This is a genomic window from Franconibacter sp. IITDAS19, from assembly GCF_023079515.1.
Taxonomy (GTDB): domain Bacteria; phylum Pseudomonadota; class Gammaproteobacteria; order Enterobacterales; family Enterobacteriaceae; genus Franconibacter; species Franconibacter pulveris.
The window spans coordinates 1-18,053 of sequence record NZ_JALJCP010000008.1 but is presented as its reverse complement, the minus strand read 5'-3'; the positions used below and the strand labels follow the sequence as shown (position 1 = coordinate 18,053).

17 protein-coding genes are annotated in these 18,053 nt (G+C 57.1%); 13 read left to right on the top strand and 4 right to left on the bottom strand.

From position 1 onward, the window contains the following. Positions 1 to 16 precede the first annotated feature (16 nt). From cheR to cheZ, 4 genes are read left to right on the top strand one after another with little or no spacing between them, the layout of a single operon-like run. A complete protein-coding gene (gene cheR, locus MT962_RS17225; protein ID WP_024557479.1) occupies positions 17 to 883 on the top strand; it encodes a protein-glutamate O-methyltransferase CheR in 867 nt (288 codons plus the stop codon). Then, positions 880 to 1,929: a chemotaxis response regulator protein-glutamate methylesterase gene (locus tag MT962_RS17220; RefSeq protein ID WP_024557478.1), complete on the top strand. Its 1,050-nt coding sequence runs from the start codon at positions 880 to 882 to the stop codon at positions 1,927 to 1,929. The genes cheR and MT962_RS17220 overlap by 4 nt, the downstream gene beginning before the upstream one ends. A 17-nt stretch (positions 1,930 to 1,946) precedes the next feature. After that, the gene (cheY, locus tag MT962_RS17215; protein WP_024552273.1) at positions 1,947 to 2,336 is read left to right on the top strand and encodes a chemotaxis response regulator CheY; all 390 of its coding nucleotides are present in this window, start codon (positions 1,947 to 1,949) and stop codon (positions 2,334 to 2,336) included. 10 nt (positions 2,337 to 2,346) lie between these two features. After that, on the top strand, positions 2,347 to 2,991 hold the full coding sequence (gene cheZ, locus MT962_RS17210) for a protein phosphatase CheZ (RefSeq protein WP_024557477.1): 645 nt from the start codon (positions 2,347 to 2,349) through the stop codon (positions 2,989 to 2,991). A gap of 29 nt (positions 2,992 to 3,020) precedes the next feature. Here the strand turns inward: cheZ and MT962_RS17205 are convergent, their stop codons facing one another. Together MT962_RS17205 and dgt are read right to left on the bottom strand one after the other, a co-directional pair. Beyond that, a complete protein-coding gene (locus MT962_RS17205) occupies positions 3,021 to 3,722 on the bottom strand; it encodes a hypothetical protein (protein WP_235146815.1) in 702 nt (233 codons plus the stop codon). 55 nt (positions 3,723 to 3,777) lie between these two features. After that, positions 3,778 to 5,346, bottom strand: coding sequence for a dGTP triphosphohydrolase (gene dgt / locus MT962_RS17200; RefSeq protein WP_081710961.1), 1,569 nt, complete (start codon positions 5,344 to 5,346; stop codon positions 3,778 to 3,780). A 246-nt stretch (positions 5,347 to 5,592) separates the two neighbouring features. On the opposite strand from dgt, the gene flhB reads away from it, so the two are divergent. From flhB to MT962_RS17175, 5 genes are all read left to right on the top strand, one after another. After that, entirely contained in the window at positions 5,593 to 6,744 is a 1,152-nt protein-coding gene (gene flhB, locus MT962_RS17195) for a flagellar biosynthesis protein FlhB (RefSeq protein ID WP_024557475.1), read from the top strand. Further along, positions 6,737 to 8,815: a flagellar biosynthesis protein FlhA gene (gene flhA / locus MT962_RS17190; protein WP_247366121.1), complete on the top strand. Its 2,079-nt coding sequence runs from the start codon at positions 6,737 to 6,739 to the stop codon at positions 8,813 to 8,815. The genes flhB and flhA overlap by 8 nt, the downstream gene beginning before the upstream one ends. After that, positions 8,815 to 9,210: a flagellar protein FlhE gene (locus MT962_RS17185; protein WP_247366120.1), complete on the top strand. Its 396-nt coding sequence runs from the start codon at positions 8,815 to 8,817 to the stop codon at positions 9,208 to 9,210. Before flhA ends, MT962_RS17185 begins: the two co-directional genes overlap by 1 nt. A gap of 264 nt (positions 9,211 to 9,474) precedes the next feature. After that, the gene (locus tag MT962_RS17180) at positions 9,475 to 11,058 is read left to right on the top strand and encodes an MFS transporter (protein ID WP_024561051.1); all 1,584 of its coding nucleotides are present in this window, start codon (positions 9,475 to 9,477) and stop codon (positions 11,056 to 11,058) included. Between the two features lie 4 nt (positions 11,059 to 11,062). Beyond that, positions 11,063 to 12,202, top strand: coding sequence for a glycoside hydrolase family 88 protein (locus MT962_RS17175; protein ID WP_247366119.1), 1,140 nt, complete (start codon positions 11,063 to 11,065; stop codon positions 12,200 to 12,202). 79 nt (positions 12,203 to 12,281) lie between these two features. On the opposite strand, the gene argS is transcribed toward MT962_RS17175, so the two are convergent. After that, entirely contained in the window at positions 12,282 to 14,018 is a 1,737-nt protein-coding gene (gene argS, locus MT962_RS17170; RefSeq protein ID WP_024558499.1) for an arginine--tRNA ligase, read from the bottom strand. 178 nt (positions 14,019 to 14,196) lie between these two features. Between argS and MT962_RS17165 the strand changes: the two genes are divergently transcribed. The 3 genes from MT962_RS17165 (at position 14,197) to MT962_RS17155 (ending at position 16,598) form a co-directional block, all read left to right on the top strand. Further along, positions 14,197 to 14,763, top strand: a complete 567-nt coding sequence (locus MT962_RS17165; protein WP_024561049.1) for a VOC family protein — start codon at positions 14,197 to 14,199, stop codon at positions 14,761 to 14,763. A gap of 121 nt (positions 14,764 to 14,884) precedes the next feature. Beyond that, the gene (locus tag MT962_RS17160; RefSeq protein WP_048888039.1) at positions 14,885 to 15,427 is read left to right on the top strand and encodes an SRPBCC family protein; all 543 of its coding nucleotides are present in this window, start codon (positions 14,885 to 14,887) and stop codon (positions 15,425 to 15,427) included. Between the two features lie 4 nt (positions 15,428 to 15,431). Continuing rightward, complete coding sequence (locus MT962_RS17155; protein WP_048888038.1) at positions 15,432 to 16,598, top strand: zinc-dependent alcohol dehydrogenase; 1,167 nt, start codon at positions 15,432 to 15,434, stop codon at positions 16,596 to 16,598. A gap of 76 nt (positions 16,599 to 16,674) precedes the next feature. On the opposite strand, the gene MT962_RS17150 is transcribed toward MT962_RS17155, so the two are convergent. Further along, positions 16,675 to 17,409, bottom strand: a complete 735-nt coding sequence (locus MT962_RS17150) for a helix-turn-helix domain-containing protein (protein ID WP_048888037.1) — start codon at positions 17,407 to 17,409, stop codon at positions 16,675 to 16,677. Positions 17,410 to 17,449: 40 nt separating this feature from the next. Here MT962_RS17150 and MT962_RS17145 point away from each other — a divergent pair, with 40 nt between their 5' ends. After that, complete coding sequence (locus MT962_RS17145; protein ID WP_048888036.1) at positions 17,450 to 18,004, top strand: tyrosine-type DNA invertase; 555 nt, start codon at positions 17,450 to 17,452, stop codon at positions 18,002 to 18,004. Positions 18,005 to 18,053: the final 49 nt, after the last annotated feature.

The window sequence follows — 18,053 nt, the reverse complement described above, 5'->3', positions numbered from 1 at the left end:
TGAGTAAAAAGGCGCTATGACAACAACCATTCCTGGTGGGCAACCCTCGTTCCTGTTGCCTATGACACAGCGCCTTGCGCTGTCCGACGCGCATTTTCGTCGGATATGTCAATTGATTTACCAGCGCGCAGGGATCGTGCTGGCGGACCACAAACGAGACATGGTCTACAACCGGCTGGTGCGTCGGCTGCGCACGCTCGGGCTTGATGATTTCGGCCGCTACCTCAGCATGCTGGAGGCGAACGCCAACAGCGCCGAGTGGCAGGCGTTCATCAACTCGCTGACCACCAACCTGACCGCGTTTTTCCGCGAGGCGCATCACTTTCCGGTGCTGGCCGAGCATGCGCGCAAGCGCAGCGGTGAGTACAAGGTCTGGAGCGCGGCGGCTTCGACGGGGGAAGAGCCTTATTCGCTGGCCATTACGCTTGCCGATACGCTTGGCACAGCGCCGGGCCGCTGGAAGGTGTTTGCAAGCGATATTGACACCGAGGTGCTGCAAAAAGCGCAGAGCGGCATCTATCGCCAGGAGGAGCTGAAAACCCTCTCTCCTCAGCAATTGCAGCGTTATTTCATGCGCGGCACCGGCCCGCATGAAGGGCTGGTGCGGGTGCGTGGGGAGCTTGCGAACCATGTGGAGTTCGCCTCGCTCAACCTGCTGGACAAGCAGTACAACGTTCCGGGTCCGTTTGACGCGATATTTTGTCGAAACGTCATGATCTATTTCGACAGAGAAACGCAGGAGGCGATCCTCAAGCGTTTCGTGCCGCTGCTTAAGCCAGGCGGCCTGCTCTTTGCCGGACATTCGGAGAATTTCAGCAATCTCAGTCGCGATTTCTGGCTGCGCGGTCAGACGGTATACGCCCTGAGTAAGGAAAGACAATGAGTAAAATCAGAGTGTTGTCAGTGGATGATTCGGCGCTAATGCGCCAGATCATGACGGAAATCATCAACAGCCACAGCGACATGGAGATGGTGGCGACCGCGCCGGACCCGCTGGTCGCGCGCGATCTGATTAAGCAATTTAATCCGGACGTGCTGACGCTGGATGTCGAAATGCCGCGCATGGACGGCCTCGATTTTCTCGAAAAGCTGATGCGTCTGCGCCCGATGCCGGTGGTGATGGTTTCCTCCCTGACCGGCAAAGGGTCGGAAGTGACGCTTCGCGCGCTGGAGCTGGGGGCGGTGGATTTTGTCACCAAGCCGCAGCTCGGCATTCGCGAAGGCATGCTGGCCTACAGCGAGCTGATTGCTGAGAAAGTGCGTACCGCTTCCCGCGCTCGCCTTTCCGCCCGCGCGCCCGTCAGCGCGCCGGCCACGCTGAAGGCAGGCCCGCTGCTGAGTTCTGAAAAATTGCTCGCTATTGGCGCCTCGACGGGCGGCACCGAGGCAATTCGTCACGTGCTGCAGCCGCTGCCGCTTTCGAGCCCGGCGGTGCTAATTACCCAGCATATGCCGCCAGGCTTTACCCGTTCCTTCGCTGAGCGTCTGAACAAGCTTTGCCAGATAACGGTGAAAGAGGCGGAAGACGGCGAGCGCGTGCTGCCGGGCCATGCCTATATCGCGCCGGGCGATAAGCATATGGAGCTCACCCGCAGCGGGGCGAACTATCAAATTAAGATTCACGACGGGCCGCCGGTTAACCGGCATCGCCCGGCGGTAGATGTGTTGTTTCACTCCGTCGCCAAACATGCGGGGCGCAACGCGGTGGGGGTTATCCTCACCGGGATGGGCAACGACGGCGCGGCGGGGATGCTGGCGATGCACCAGGCGGGCGCCTGGACCATTGCGCAGAATGAAGCAAGTTGTGTGGTGTTCGGCATGCCGCGTGAGGCCATCAATATGGGTGGCGTCAGCGAAGTCGTCGATCTAAGCCAGGTCAGCCAGCAAATGCTGGCGAAAATCAGTGCCGGACAGGCAATACGTATTTAAAGAGGAGTGCAGTTTTTATGGCGGATAAAGAGCTCAAGTTTCTGGTTGTGGATGACTTCTCCACCATGCGTCGCATCGTGCGTAACCTGCTTAAAGAGCTGGGTTTTAACAACGTGGAAGAAGCCGAAGATGGCGTAGACGCGCTGAACAAATTGCAGGCTGGCGGTTTTGGCTTTGTGATTTCCGACTGGAACATGCCGAACATGGATGGCCTGGAACTGCTGAAAACCATTCGCGCCGACGGCGCAATGGCGGCGATGCCGGTGCTGATGGTGACAGCGGAAGCCAAGAAAGAGAACATCATCGCCGCCGCTCAGGCGGGCGCCAGCGGCTACGTCGTTAAACCTTTCACCGCGGCGACGCTGGAAGAGAAGCTGAACAAGATATTCGAGAAACTCGGAATGTGAGGAGCTCCTGATGATTCATTCTGCAATGAAACCCACTGAAGAACATTCCGCAGCCGATATCATCGTTCGCATTGGCAGCTTAACGCGTATGCTGCGTGACAGCCTGCGTGAGCTTGGTCTGGATCAGGCGATTGCGGAAGCGGCCGAGGCGATTCCGGATGCCCGGGATCGTCTCGACTATGTTGTCCAGATGACGGCGCAGGCCGCAGAGCGCGCCCTCAACAGCGTTGAAGCGTCGCAGCCGCATCAGGACGAGCTGGAAAAAGGGGCGAAAGGGCTTAGCAAACGCTGGGACGAATGGTTTGAAAATCCCATTGAGCTGAGCGACGCCCGGGAGCTTGTTACCGATACCCGTCAGTACCTGGCGGAAGTGCCGGGGCACACCAGCTTCACTAACGCCCAGCTGCTGGACATCATGATGGCGCAGGATTTCCAGGACCTGACCGGTCAGGTTATCAAGCGCATGATGGATGTGATTCAGGAAATTGAGCGCCAGTTGCTGATGGTGCTGCTGGAAAACATGCCGGAGCCAGCCGCGCGTCCGAAGCGTGAGAACGAAAGCCTGCTTAATGGCCCCCAACTGGACGCCACGGCCGCAGGCGTTGTGGCAAGCCAGGATCAGGTCGACGACCTGCTGGACAGCCTGGGTTTTTAAGCTAAAACCGCCGTCTTAGGGCGGCGGTTTTATTTCTCGGGCAGAGCCAACATAAGTTGTTGCTGGGGCTTTTGAAAATCCAGCGTCAGATCGGTTTGCGCTTCGAAACTTATTAACTGCTGACGCAGTTTTTCAAGCCGTAGCCCGTTAATGGTATGATCGGCGTAATGCGCGTGCTCGTAGCGCATGAGCGTGTCATTACCGTAATGCGCCAGTTGGGTCTGCAGGTAAGCGCCCAACCGGGGGCCGATTTTACCCACCTGTTTTCCGTAAATCGTACGCAAAATCTTCACCAGCGCGCCGGTTTCATTAGGCGTGTGGCCGAGCACTAACTCCAGTCTTTTCTCTTGTAACTCTTCCAGATAATTTTCCGGACTAATCAGAGCGCGGTTATGTAACCCATACAGCACCGCATCCCAGGACATTAGCGTGGTTTTGAACAAACTTTGCTCGCTTTCGAGCGGGATAAGGTTTTCACGAAACGCCCAGGTATCTGCAAGGGACCAAATATCAAAATCGATGTTTAAGTAGCGAAAGCGTACGCCGCCATATTTATTAAGGCGGAAATCGTTAATTTCCAGACGGCGAAGATTGTTCAGCAATGCGTCGCGGCTAGTGTTTATCACAATGTCGATATCGGATCTGAATCCTTTACTGCCATAAAGCCCAATATCGCGGATCATACCGCCAAAAATCCAGGCGTGCGAATGCGCCGCGAGACGCATAATCATCTCTCTCGCGGCAACACGCTCGTCGCAGGATTTAAAATAAGCTTCGATGCGACGCTTAAGAAGGTCTCGCCTGTAAGCGATATTGGTATTCATAAAGCGATTTTAGCTCATCGTGCAGGGCCATCAAATAGCTATCCGTCATGCCTGAAACAGCGTCAGCCAGCAATTGGGCCTCTTTGTAAAGCACAGGCAGTGTGTTACTCGGGTCTTCAAATATACGTCGGTAGTTTTCTGAGATGCGCCCATATGCAAATCGCCCAAAAGGCGTATCAGAGTCATAAGATTCGCGTTCAACGAAGGTTACGTCGGTTTTTTTGAGTTCGCTTTCTCGCTTTTGCTCGGCCTTAGTCTTATGACCATGAATGCCTACCCACAACATATCCATTACACCCTGAATATGGTTTGAACCGCGTAGCTCCAGCTCCAGCACGCTACGATGACGGTAACCGCGGGTACGGTCGAACTCTTTGAGTGCCTTACAGAGCTCTGCGCCATTGCTCTTACTAATGAGATCTGTCCAGGGGCAACTGTACTGCATTAAGGTATTTTTATGCTCGGCGAATGCAGTAACTACGCTGTTTATCAGTGCGCTGACTGCGTTAACACGAAAAATTTGCATATTCAAGTCATTGAGCTCGGCAGGGGAAAGTTCTTTGAGCTTATCGCGATAAGTTATGTTCTTCTTTTCTGTAAGAGCAATTACATCCCTGATCACAGGGTCTTTGTCGGGTTCGGTATCTTTATGCTGCGATTCCCAACATTGCAGGAAATTAATCAGATCCTGATAAGAGGCGAGGCCTTTTTTAACGGTATCTTCTGCGTCCAGTATTGAATACGCGATGTCATCACAGGCTTCCATGAGCCAGGTAAACGGATGCCTGACGCCTTCGCATAAACCTGTTTCATGCCAGACATCCTCTACGACATCCTTTTCCGACCAGAAAAAACCGTGCTTCTTCCAGTGCTGCGCGGCCGTGGTATAAGACGATCTCGGATATTTTATTAAAGCTGCTAATGTTGCGTAAGTCAGGTTGAGGCCGAATTCATCATTAATAACCTGAAGCTTCGTTAACAGGCGGAAGGTTTGTGAATTGCCGTCGAAATTCAGGAAGTCTTTGAAAATAGTGCGGTCGTGGATCTCTGTTGTCGTCGCTTCGTTAATCAGCGGCGTCAGATTGCGTTCAAACCAAGTGCGCATGGAAGCCTCGCCCTGATGCCCGAACGGTGGATTACCTAAATCGTGTGCCAGACCGATAGCGGCGAGCAGCGCAGGGACGTCGCGCTCGACGCAAAGGCTGTCGGGTAGCGTACCGAAGATGGTGGGTTTCATCTCAAAGGCAAGCCGCACGCCAATACCACGCGCAAAGTTCGCCACTTCATGAGAATGGGTCAGGCGGGTACGCACGCTGTCATTACGGTCGAGCGGAAAAACCTGTGTTTTATCGGCGAGGCGGCGCGTTGGCGCGGCAAAGAGGACGCGGTCGTAGTCGCGCTCAAGTTCTTGGCGGCCAGTACTGATGGGGGGTGTGACGTAAGAGGCGGGCGCTTCTTCCTCCTGCATAGCCTTTTTATATTTATCCTTACGGCGAGCGCTACTGAGCAATTTTTCCCACTGCATTTCCATAATAACCCCTATTTTTGTCGGTGTTTTGCTACGCTATCAGACTACAGAAAGCGACACTAACCCTTTCACAGATATATCTTTATTTTATGAGCCGATGCGCAATAGTGCGGCAACCGTTGCTTCCATCGGTGTTGATTCATTCCACTTAACGGCAGAAACCCCACCATTTCTTAACGTTAATTCAGCCATTAGCGCGGGTGTCCTTTGGCATGATAAGCGTGACGAATTGGGCAGAGAGTTTGCGAAGTGGCCGGCGATAGCGACGAGGACAAAACAGAGGCCCCCACACCCCACCGACTAGAAAAAGCGCGTGAGGAGGGGCAAATCCCCCGTTCCAGAGAACTCACTTCCCTGCTGATGCTGCTGGTAGGGTTGAGCGTTACCTGGATGGGCGGGGAGGCGCTCGCCCGTCAACTGGCCGCCATGCTCTCCGGCGGGCTGCATTTCGACCACAGCATTATTAATGACCCGCGGCTGACGGTGAGTTTAATCAGCTCGCTGATTAAGCAAGCGCTGCTGGCATTGATGCCGCTGATGATTGGCCTGGTGCTGGTGGCGATTGGCGCGCCGATGTTGTTAGGCGGCGTGCTCTTTAGCGCTAAGTCGATCGCCTTCAACCTCGGAAAACTCAACCCGATCTCCGGCGTCAAGCGGCTTTTTTCCTCGCAGGCGTTGGCGGAGATGTTAAAAGCGCTAATGAAATCGACGCTGGTCGGCATCGTTACCGGCTGGTATCTGTGGCATAACTGGCCGGATATGCTGCGGCTGATAAGCGAATCGCCCGTTGAGGCGCTAGGTAATTCCCTTAACCTTGTGGCGCTTTGCGGGCTGCTGATTGTGATGGGCCTGGTGCCGATGGTCGGCTTTGACGTTTTCTGGCAGATCCACAGCCATGTGAAAAAGCTGCGCATGTCTCGCCAGGATATTCGTGACGAATTTAAAGACCAGGAAGGCGACCCGCACGTAAAAGGACGCATTCGCCAGCAGCAACGCGCCGCCGCGCGCCGCCGCATGATGGCCGATGTACCGAAAGCGGACGTTATCGTTACCAACCCGACGCACTATTCCGTGGCGTTGCAGTATGACGAAAACAAAATGAGCGCGCCGAAAGTGGTGGCGAAAGGCGCAGGGCTGGTCGCGCTGCGCATCCGTGAAATCGGCAACGAGAATCGCATCCCGATCCTCGAAGCGCCGCCGCTTGCGCGTGCGCTTTACCGTCATGCGGAAATAGGACAACAAATCCCGGGTCAGCTGTACGCCGCCGTGGCGGAAGTGCTGGCATGGGTATGGCAACTGAAACGCTGGCGCGCCGCTGGCGGTCTTATCCCGAAAAAACCTGAAAACCTTCCGGTGCCTGCCGCACTGGATTTTATGAACGAGAAGGACACTGATGGCTAATCTGGTGGCTATGCTGCGCCTGCCGGGCAACCTGAAAACGACGCAATGGCAGATCCTTGCCGGGCCGATACTTATTCTGCTGATCCTGTCGATGATGGTGCTGCCGCTGCCGGCTTTTATCCTCGACATGCTCTTCACCTTTAATATCGCGCTCTCCATTATGGTGCTGCTGGTGGCGATGTTCACCCAGCGCACGCTGGAGTTTGCGGCGTTCCCGACCATTCTGCTCTTTACCACGCTGCTGCGTCTGGCGCTGAATATCGCCTCGACTCGCATCATTCTGATGGAAGGGCATTCGGGCGCGGCGGCGGCGGGCAAAGTGGTAGAGGCTTTCGGCCACTTCCTGGTCGGCGGCAACTTCGCTATCGGCATCGTGGTCTTTATCATCCTCGTTATTATTAACTTCATGGTTATCACCAAAGGTGCCGGGCGTATCGCGGAAGTGGGCGCGCGCTTTGTGCTGGACGGGATGCCTGGCAAGCAGATGGCTATCGACGCCGACCTCAACGCCGGCCTGATTGGCGAAGATGAAGCGAAAAAACGCCGCGCGGAAGTGACGCAAGAGGCGGATTTCTACGGCTCGATGGACGGTGCGAGTAAATTCGTGCGCGGCGACGCTGTCGCCGGCTTGCTTATCATGGCTATCAACATCATCGGCGGCCTGCTGGTGGGCGTTATCCAGCATGGTCTGCCGGTAGGCCAGGCGGCGGAAGCGTATACGCTGCTGACCATCGGCGATGGTCTGGTCGCGCAAATCCCGGCGCTGGTTATCTCCACCGCCGCTGGCGTTATCGTCACCCGCGTCGCCACCGATCAGGACGTGGGCGAACAGATGGTGACTCAGCTGTTCAGCAACCCGCGCGTTATGGTGCTGAGCGCCGCAGTGCTTGGCCTGCTCGGCATGGTGCCGGGCATGCCGAACTTCGTTTTCCTGCTCTTTACCGCCGCGCTGCTGGGCCTCGCCTGGTGGATGCGCGGTCGCGAAACGGCGAAGCCCGAGGTGGCGCAACCCGTCAAAGCGACTGAAAACCCGCAGGCTGTGGAAGCGACCTGGAGTGACGTGCAGCTGGAAGACTCGCTCGGCATGGAAGTGGGCTACCGGTTGATTCCGATGGTCGATTTTCAGCAGGATGGCGAGCTGCTTGGCCGTATCCGCAGTATTCGTAAGAAATTCGCGCAGGAGATGGGCTTTCTGCCGCCAGTGGTGCACATTCGCGACAACATGGACTTGCCTCCGGCGCGCTACCGCATTTTGATGAAAGGCGTGGAGATTGGCAGCGGCGAAGCCTATCCTGGCCGCTGGCTGGCGATTAACCCCGGCACGGCGGCAGGCACGCTGCCGGGCGAAGCCACCGTCGACCCGGCCTTTGGTCTCGCCGCTATCTGGATTGAAAGCGCGCTAAAAGAACAGGCGCAGATCCAGGGCTTTACCGTCGTGGAAGCGAGCACGGTCGTCGCCACCCATCTCAACCATTTGATTGGCCAGTTCGCGCCGGAACTCTTCGGCCGTCAGGAAGCGCAGCAACTGCTGGATCGCGTCTCGCAGGAGATGCCGAAGCTGACCGAAGATCTGGTGCCGGGCATTGTTACTCTCACTACGCTGCACAAAGTGTTGCAGAATCTGCTGTCCGAGAAGGTGCCTATTCGCGACATGCGCACTATCCTTGAGACGCTTGCCGAACATGCGCCGGTGCAGAATGACCCGCATGAACTGACCTCCGTGGTGCGCGTGGCGCTGGGCCGCGCCATCACGCAGCAGTGGTTCCCGGGCAGCGGCGAAGTGCAGGTTATTGGGCTTGATACCGCGCTGGAACGTCTGCTGCTGCAGGCGCTGCAGGGCGGCGGCGGGCTGGAGCCGGGTCTGGCCGACCGTCTGCTGGAGCAGGCGCAGGCAGCGCTGCATCGCCAGGAGACGATGGGTGCGCCGCCGGTGCTGCTGGTCAACCACGCGCTGCGTCCGCTGCTGTCGCGCTTTTTACGCCGCAGCCTGCCGCAACTGGTGGTGCTCTCCAACATGGAGCTTTCAGATAACCGCAACATTCGCATGACGGCGACTATCGGGGGCCAGTAATGCGCAAACTTACAGCGCTTTTTCTGCTGCTGCCCCTGCTGGCACATGCCGCGGGTGAAGGGGCGTGGCAGGCGAGCAGTAAAGGCATCACGTTGAGCAATCGCGGCCAGGCTATTTCTTCCATGCCGCTGTCGCCCGGGCAGCCGCCAGACGGGCTGATGACGGTAGTCGCCTGGCGCTACGAGCTTGTCGGGCCGACGCCCGCCGGGCTGCTGGTGCGCCTCTGCTCGCAGTCGCGCTGCGTCGAAATAGAAGGGCAGACCGGCACCACCCGGGCTTTTACTAACGTGCCGGCCAGCGAGCCGCTGCGTTTTATCTGGGAAGTGCCGGGCGGCGGCAAACTTTATCCGCGCTTGCAGGTGCTTAGCAATCAGGTGATTGTGAACTACCGGTAATTCCGCTTTTCCCTCTTTTCTCACGGGCCAGCCATTTTTGACGGCTGGCCCGCATTTTTAAACTCTCGCTTTGAACCCTGTGAAACGCTGTTTTATAAATCGGTGAAGCTGGTGGCGGAACTCTTTGTATTTTTGCCAGTTCCTTCCGGGCGGTGGCAAAAAGGAAAAGGTTTCCCCTGCGCCTTACTTTTACTTTAGCCGTGACAGCGTTAATGGCGTCTCCTGCTCAGGAGGCTTCCAGCATAAAACACAGGGTTGACGGCAATGAAAACTCGTAAAATTGGGCTCGCGAATTATCTCGCTTATGGTTCAGGCGATTTCCTCGGCGCAGGGACGACAGCGCTCACCGCCGCATGGCTTCTTTACTTTTACACTACCTTCTGCGGACTCACCCCCATCGAGGCGACGTTTATCTTCGCTATGGCCCGCGTGCTGGATGCGGTCGTCAGTCCGCTCATGGGCTTTCTCACCGATAACTTCGGCTCTACCTGGCTCGGCAAGCGCTTCGGTCGTCGCAAGTTTTTTATCCTGCTCGGCATTCCCTGCGTCTTTAGCTATTGCCTGATGTGGGTTGGCGGCATGAACTACTGGTACTATCTGCTGACCTATCTGGTGTTTGACGTGGTCTACACCATGATCCTGGTGCCTTACGAAACGCTGGTGCCGGAGATGACCGATGACTTCAAACAGAAAACCAAATTCTCCGGCGCGCGCATCTCGATGGCGCAGATGTCCGCCATTCTCGCTTCATTCCTGCCGGGCATCCTGATTAATCACTTCGGCAAAGACAACGCTATCTCCTTCTTCTACGCGAGCGTGGTGTTTGCGGTGCTGTGCGCCATCATGCTGACGCTGGTCTGGATCTTTACCTGGGAGCGGCCGCGCGAGGCGTGGACGGAAGCGGCGCTGCGGGCGGAAGAGGAGAAGAAAAGTCTCACGCTGCGCCAGAGCCTGAGTCGTCTCGTCACCGAACTGGGCTCCACGCTGCGCATTAAGATTTTCCGCCAGCATCTTGGCATGTATCTCGGCGGGTATATCGCTCAGGACGTGTTTAACGCGGTGTTTACCTACTACGTGGTTTTCGTGCTGATGCAAAGCCCGTCGATGGCCTCCAACCTGCTTGGCACTATGGCGATTCTGCAGTTTATCGCCGTTATCGGCATGATCCCGCTCTGCATTCGCTTCGGGCCTGCGCCTTCTTACCGTCTGGTGGTCGTGCTGTTCGGCTTAAGCTCCATCTCCTATGCCGTGCTGTATTACGCCGGGCTGAGCGATGTTTATTCGCTGCTGTTGCTGGTTTCTGCGATGGCGGGTCTGGGGCGCGGCGGCATCAACTATGTGCCGTGGAATACTTACACCTATATCGCTGACGTGGACGAAGTGATAACCGGGCAGCGCCGCGAGGGGATCTTCGCAGGCATCATGACGCTGACCCGTAAAGCCTCGCAGGCTGGTGCGGTAATGCTGGTGGGAATTGTGATGCAGATGTCCGGCTTTGTCTCCGGCCAGAGCAGCCAGCCGCCTGCTGTCAGCCACACCATTTTGCTGATTTTAAGCGTCGGCACCGTGCTGGTGTTAGCCTGCGGTTTCCTTGTCTCGCTGCGCTTTAAGCTCAACCTGAAAACCCATAGCGTGCTGCGCGAGGAGACGGCGAAAATGCGCGTCGCTAACCGTGCCATCCCCGAATCGGCCACGCCGCAGGCCCGCGCCACCGTGGAGATGCTCGCCGGCATGCCGTATGAAAACCTGTGGGGCAATAACAACATCGGTTTTCTCAATCGCCACAAGCCCGCCGCGCCTTCGCTTAAGGATGCGCACGATCTGAATTCAACCCCCATCAGAGGATAAGTTAATGATTGTCTGGCCTGTCAAACACAGCGCGCTGCTGCGCCAGCCGGAACGTTTTATCGCCCGGGACGAACTGAAATCCCTCATCCATAAGATGACGGACAATCTGGTCAATATTAAGGATGAAACCGGTCAGTTTTTGCTGCGCCTGGATGACGGGCGGGTGATAGACACCAAAGGGTGGGCGGGCTGGGAGTGGACGCACGGCGTCGGGCTCTACGGCATGTATCACTACTATCGCCAGACCGGCGATGAGCAGATGCGCGACATTATCGACAGCTGGTTCAGCGCGCGTTTCGCCGAAGGGGCGACCACCAAAAACGTCAATACCATGGCGCCGTTTTTGACCCTCGCATACCGCTACGAAGAGACTGGCAATCCGGCGCTGTTGCCCTGGCTTGAAAGCTGGGCGGAGTGGGCGATGTATGACATGCCGCGCACCGAGCACGGCGGCATGCAGCACATCACCCTTGCCGAAGAGAACTCGCAGCAGATGTGGGACGACACATTAATGATGACGGTGCTGCCGCTCGCCAAAATCGGCAAGCTGCTCGGCAAGCCGGAGTATGTGGAAGAGGCGGTATATCAATTCCTGCTGCACGTGCAGAACCTGATGGACCGGGAGACCGGCCTCTGGTTTCACGGCTGGAATTATGAAGGCCGCCATAACTTTGCCAGCGCCCGCTGGGCGCGCGGCAACAGCTGGCTAACCATTGTGATCCCCGATTTTCTGGAGCTAATGGACTGGCCGGAAAACAACGCCACCCGTCGCTACCTGATCCAGGTGCTGGAAAATCAGGCGGCGGCGCTGGCGACGTGTCAGGACGAGAGCGGGCTGTGGCATACGCTGCTCGATGACCCGACATCCTATCTGGAAGCCTCTGCGACCGCCGGGTTTGCGTATGGGATGTTAAAAGCGGTGCGTAAGCGTTATATCAGCAAGGCGTACGCGCCGGTGGCGGAGAAAGCCATCAAAGGCGTGATGGCGAATATTTCGCCGCAGGGCGAGCTGTTGCAGGTGTCGTTCGGCACCGGGATGGGAAGCGATCTGGAATTTTATCGCCAGATCCCGCTCACCTCGATGCCTTACGGTCAGGCGATGGCGATCCTCGCCCTTACGGAGTTTTTGCGAACGTACCTGTAAAAAAAGGCCCGCCGAATGGCGAGCCGCTTTACGGTCCGAACCGAATAAAGCCCGCTGCATGCGGGCCTTATTTTGGTCTTTACATACGCTCAACCGTTTCGATGCCGAGGGTATCCAGACCGAGCTTCAGCGTTTTCGCAGTCAGCAGCGCCAGCTTCAGGCGGCTGTTGCGCACCTCGGCGCTTTCCGCGCTCAGGATCGGGCAATGCTCGTAGAAGCCGGAGAAGAGGCCCGCCAGGTCGTAAAGGTAAGCGCACATCACGTGCGGCGTGCCTTCACGCGCCACCACCGCCAGCGTCTCTTCAAACTGCAACAGGCGGGCGGCAAGCTGCGCTTCGCGATCTTCGGTAATGACTACCGACGCGCTCTGCAGGGCGCTTTCGTCGATCTCCGCTTTGCGGAAAACAGAGAGCACGCGGGTATACGCATACTGCATGTAAGGGGCGGTGTTGCCCTCAAACGCCAGCATATTGTCCCAGTCGAAGATGTAGTCGGTGGTGCGGCTCTTGGAGAGATCGGCGTATTTCACCGCGCCGATACCCACCACGTGCGCCAGCTTTTCCAGCTCGTCGGCAGGCATATCCGGGTTCTTCTCGCTCACCAGACGGCGGGCGCGATCCAGCGCTTCGTCCAGCAGTTCGGAAAGCTTGATGGTGCCGCCCGCGCGGGTTTTGAACGGTTTGCCGTCTTTGCCCAGCATCATGCCGAACATGTGGTGTTCCAGCGGCACGGATTCCGGCACGTAGCCCGCTTTGCGCACGATGGTCCACGCCTGCATCAGGTGCTGGTGCTGACGGGAGTCGATGTAGTAGAGCACGCGGTCGGCGTGCAGCGTTTCGTAACGGTATTTCGCGCAGGCGATGTCCGTGGTGGTGTAAAGGTAGCCGCCATCCTTTTTCTGGATGATAACCCCCATCGGCTCGCCTTCTTTATTCTTGTATTCGTCGAGAAAGACCACGGTCGCGCCTTCGCTCTCAACCGCCAGACCTTTGGCTTTGAGGTCTGCGACGATGCCTGGCAGCATCGGGTTATAGAGGCTTTCGCCCATCACGTCGTCGCGGGTCAGCGTCACGTTCAGGCGCTTATAGGTTATCTGGTTCTGGGTCATGGTGATGTCGACGAGCCTGCGCCACATCTCGCGGCAATACTCGTCGCCACCCTGCAGCTTCACCACGTAGCCGCGAGCGCGCTCGGCGAAAGCCTCATCTTCGTCGTAGTGCTTTTTCGCTTCACGGTAGAAGCCTTCGAGATCCGCCAGCGCCATTTCGCCCGCGTTTTCCTGCTGCTGCTTTTCAAGGTACGCGATCAGCATGCCGAACTGGGTGCCCCAGTCGCCGACGTGGTTAGCGCGGATCACTTTATGGCCGAGAAATTCGAGCGTGCGCACGGCGGCGTCGCCGATGATGGTGGAACGCACGTGGCCCACGTGCATCTCTTTCGCCACGTTCGGTGCGGAGTAGTCCACCACAATGGTCTGCGGCGCTTCTGCTTTCGCCACGCCAGCGCGATCGGAGGCCACGGCGGCGTCGATATTCTTCGCCAGGAACTGCGGGTCGAGGAAGATATTGATGAAGCCCGGCCCCGCGATTTCCACCTTGCTGGCTATCCCGGTGAGGTCGAGATGGGCGATGACCTGTTCTGCGAGTTGTCGCGGCGCCATGCCCAGTTTTTTAGCGACAGCCATCACGCCATTGGCCTGATAGTCGCCGAACTGCACTTTGGCTGACTGACGAACCTGCGGTTCGCAATCCGCAGGGGCGCCTGCGGCAATCAGTGCCTGACTGACTTTATCGGAGAGAAGAGCCTGAATATTCACCGGGATACCTTACGTTACGCTCGCCGCCTGTTTTTATCCGCCAGGGCGACGACAATGGAAAAAATAAGGCGGGAAGTATACTGCATTTGGCAACAGGCGTCAGCCCGGCTGTGACAGGGGTTATCACGCGCCGCCCGCCAGGGTAGATTAGCGGCTTTTGACGCACAGAGAGACGCCCATGAACTGGCAGGCTATTAACGAACTCACCGACATCGCCGGGGATTTGCCCCGTTTTACGACTGCGCTTACCGACCTCGCCGCACGGCTGGGGCTGGATATCGCGCCGCTGCACGCTGACCATATCTCCCTGCGTTGCCACCAGAACGCCACGGCGGAGCGCTGGCGCAAAGGGTTTGAGCAGTGCGGCGAGCTGCTGTCGGAAAATATCATCAACGGGCGGCCCATCTGCCTGTTCCGCCTGCATGAGCCGGTCTGCGTCGCCCACTGGCGCTTTCATATCGTCGAATTGCCATGGCCTGGCGAGAAGCGCTACCCGCATGAAGGCTGGGAGCATATCGAAATCGTACTGCCTGGCGCGCCGGAAACGCTGAACGCCCGCGCGCTGGCGCTGCTTTCCGACGAGGGGCTGGCTCAGCCCGGCATTGCGGTAAAAACCAGCTCGCCAAAGGGAGAGAATGAGCGGTTGCCTAATCCGACCCTCGCAGTGACCGATAAAATCGTCACCATCAAGTTCCATCCTTTTACCATCGAAGAGATTGTAGAAAGCGAGCGGCAGGGGCGTTAATGGCGAAGCGGGGCGGTTTTTCAAAGGGTTGCCCCGTTTTTTTGCACTATAGTTAATGAGGCTTTTAAAAGGAGAACAACGAAAAGGAGAACGCATTCCATCGACCTTACGGGAGAGACCAATGCAGCAAAACGCAGAAAACACCCGGCCCGCCTCCGGGCACGACGAGCAAGGCTTGCGTCGATCCATCCTTATTCACCGCTCCCCTGATGAGCTTTATCACCTCTGGCGCGACCCGACTACGCTGCCGCGCATTATGTACCATTTCGCCACTATCACTATCCTGAGCGATACCTCTTCGCGCTGGCATGTGAAGCTGCCGCTTGGCCGCAAGCTTGAGTGGGACGCGCATATCGTGGATGAGCAGCCGGGCCGCTATATCAGCTGGGCCTCAGACGAAAAAGCCAGCGTGCCGAACGCCGGCAGGCTCTCTTTCCAGCCGGTTTCCGATGAACGGGGAACGGAAGTGACGCTCGCCATGCATTTCGACCCGCCCGGCGGTTTTCTTGGTGAATGGCTGTCGAAGAAAATGGAGATGGTGCCGGAGGCGATGTTAAGCCAGGCACTGCGCCGTTTTAAGAGCCTTGCCGAAACGGGTGAAATCGCCACCAACGTGCCGCAGCCTGCGGGGCGTCACGGGGGAATGGACAAAGCGGAGGAGTAAGCGTATGCGAGCACTATGCTGGAACGGCGTTAACGATTTAAAAGTGGAAACCGTAGCGGACCCGGTTCTTGTCAACCCGCACGACGCCATTATCAAAGTGGGGCTAACCACCACCTGCGGTTCTGATTTGCACGTTATCGACGGCCTTATCCCGAGCATGGAGGAGGGGGATATTTTAGGCCATGAGTTTATGGGCGAAGTGGTGGAAGTGGGGCCGGAGGTTAAAAACATCCGGCGCGGCGATCGCGTTGTGGTGCCGTCATTTATCGCCTGCGGCTCGTGCTGGTACTGCCAGCATCACCTCTTTTCCTGCTGTGATAACACCAATCCCAACGCCCATATGCAGGAGCAGATCCTTGGCTACCCGACGGCGGGTATTTACGCCTACAGTCACGCCTTTGGCGGCTATGCTGGTTCCCATGCGGAATATGTGCGCGTGCCCTTTGCCGATAACGACTGCTTTGTGGTGCCGGATGGGGTGCCTGACGAGCAGGCGCTGTTTCTCTCCGATGCCGCGCCGACGGGCTACATGGGCGCCGACTTCTGTAATATTCATCCTGGCGATACGGTGGCGGTGTGGGGGTGCGGCGGCGTCGGGCTGATGGCCGCGCAAAGCGCCTACATCATGGGCGCGGAGAAAGTTATCGCTATCGACCGCTTCCCGGAAAGGCTTACGATGGCGCGGGATCTGGTGGGCGCTATCCCGCTGGATTACACCAAAGTGGATATCTATGAGGCGCTGCTGGAGCTGACCCACGGACGCGGGCCGGACAGCTGCATCGACGCTGTCGGTATGGAGGCGCACGGTGAAGGCTTGCAGTATGCCTACGATAAAACCAAGCAGGCGCTGCGCATGCACACCGATGTCGGCACCGCGCTGCGCCAGGCTATCTACTGCTGCCGTAAAGGCGGCACGCTCTCCATCCTTGGCGTTTACGGGCTGATGGACAAATTCCCGCTCGGCGTGGCGATGAACAAGGGGCTGACTATTCGCACCGCGCAGCAGCATGGCCAGCACTATATGAAAGCGTTGTTAACGCATGCCGAGCGGGGCGAGCTGCGTACGGATTTCCTCGCCACGCATCGCTTCTCGCTGGAAGACTCGCCGCGCGGCTATGAAATGTTTAAGAATAAAGAGGATGGTTGCGTGCGGGCGGTTTTTAAACCTTAACCGCGCCTGTCTGGCATTGATAAACGCCCCGCCGATCCCGGCGGGGCGTTTTGCTTTCTGAGCATTTTGCGCAGCGTTATAACGCTTCGGGCAAATAGAAGATTTTGACCAGGCAGCCGCGGTTCACCGTGATGTAGCCGCCTTCGGTCAGCTCAGCGAGGATCTTGTAGATGAGGCTGCGGGAGAGCGTGGTGGTCTTCTGAATAAAGGGCCCAATGCTCTCCTTGCGCATCATATGAAAATCGCGGTTTTCCATGTACTCCATCAGCTTGGCGCGCACCACGGTATAGGCGCTTTTACTCACCATGTGCTCATCGCGATACATCATAAACATCAGATAAAACGAGAGGATCAGGCTCGCGCTTTGCCAGAGGTTATGCTGTTCAATCAGCTCCCGGGCGCGCCTTGCGGGCAGCGCATGCACGCTGGTATCGGCCATTACCTGAACATAGTGGCGGCTCGGCGCATGGCAGAACAACTCTTGCAGGCCAACAATCGCCGGGCCGTATCCCACGCCGAGATAGAGGTCGTCAATCAGGCGGAAGGTGTCGAAGCGGCCGCTGCGGATAAGGTAGATAAACCCTTCATCTTCTCCGGGGCGGGCGGTCAACATACCGGTTTTCGGCTTACACGGGGTGCTGGCGGGCAGGAAGCAGGCCATCAACTCGTCAATCGCTTTAGCGGGCCGCTGAAGGTCGTTGAAGGAAAGCGTCCGGACCGCAGGCGATTTTTCTGCTAACACTGCCGGGGCTGCGGTAAAGACAGGCGCGACTTTATTATGTAACTTTCTGATTTCTGAAATAGTCTTCATAGCGAAGTTATCACCTTTCCAACAACTACAAGGGACACCGATGAAGCAGCGCAAATACCTTACCCGTCATGAAATCAGCCAGATAGTTAAAGCCACCGCTGAGGGAACCCACCGCGAGCGTGACGCCTGCCTGTTTACGCTCTGCTTTTATCATGGATTGCGGGTATCTGAACTCTGCGGCATTAAACTGACCGACCTCGACCTGAATCAGAAAATAATTTATATCCGACGCCTTAAAAATGGGCTTTCCACCGTCCATCCATTAACGGACGAGGTCTTTCCCGCGTTGACAACCTGGCTTGAAGCCCGCCGTCTTTATCAGGGAAGCGGGCAGCCGTGGCTCTTTTTGTCGCAAAAGGGCGGGGCGCTCTCGCGCCAGCAGGTCTATGGCCTGCTGCGGCGCTATGGCGAAATGGCCGGGCTGACCATCACTCCGCATCCTCATATGTTGCGCCACGCCTGCGGCTATGCCCTGGCTGATTTAGGCGTTGATACCAGGCTGATTCAGGATTACCTGGGCCACCGGAATATAAAGCATACGGTGATCTACACTGCCAGTAATTCACAGCGATTTTATGGAGTATGGGATAAATAGAGAATAGAAAAAGTGGCGGGAAAAACTGAACATTTTGAACCAAACTGTT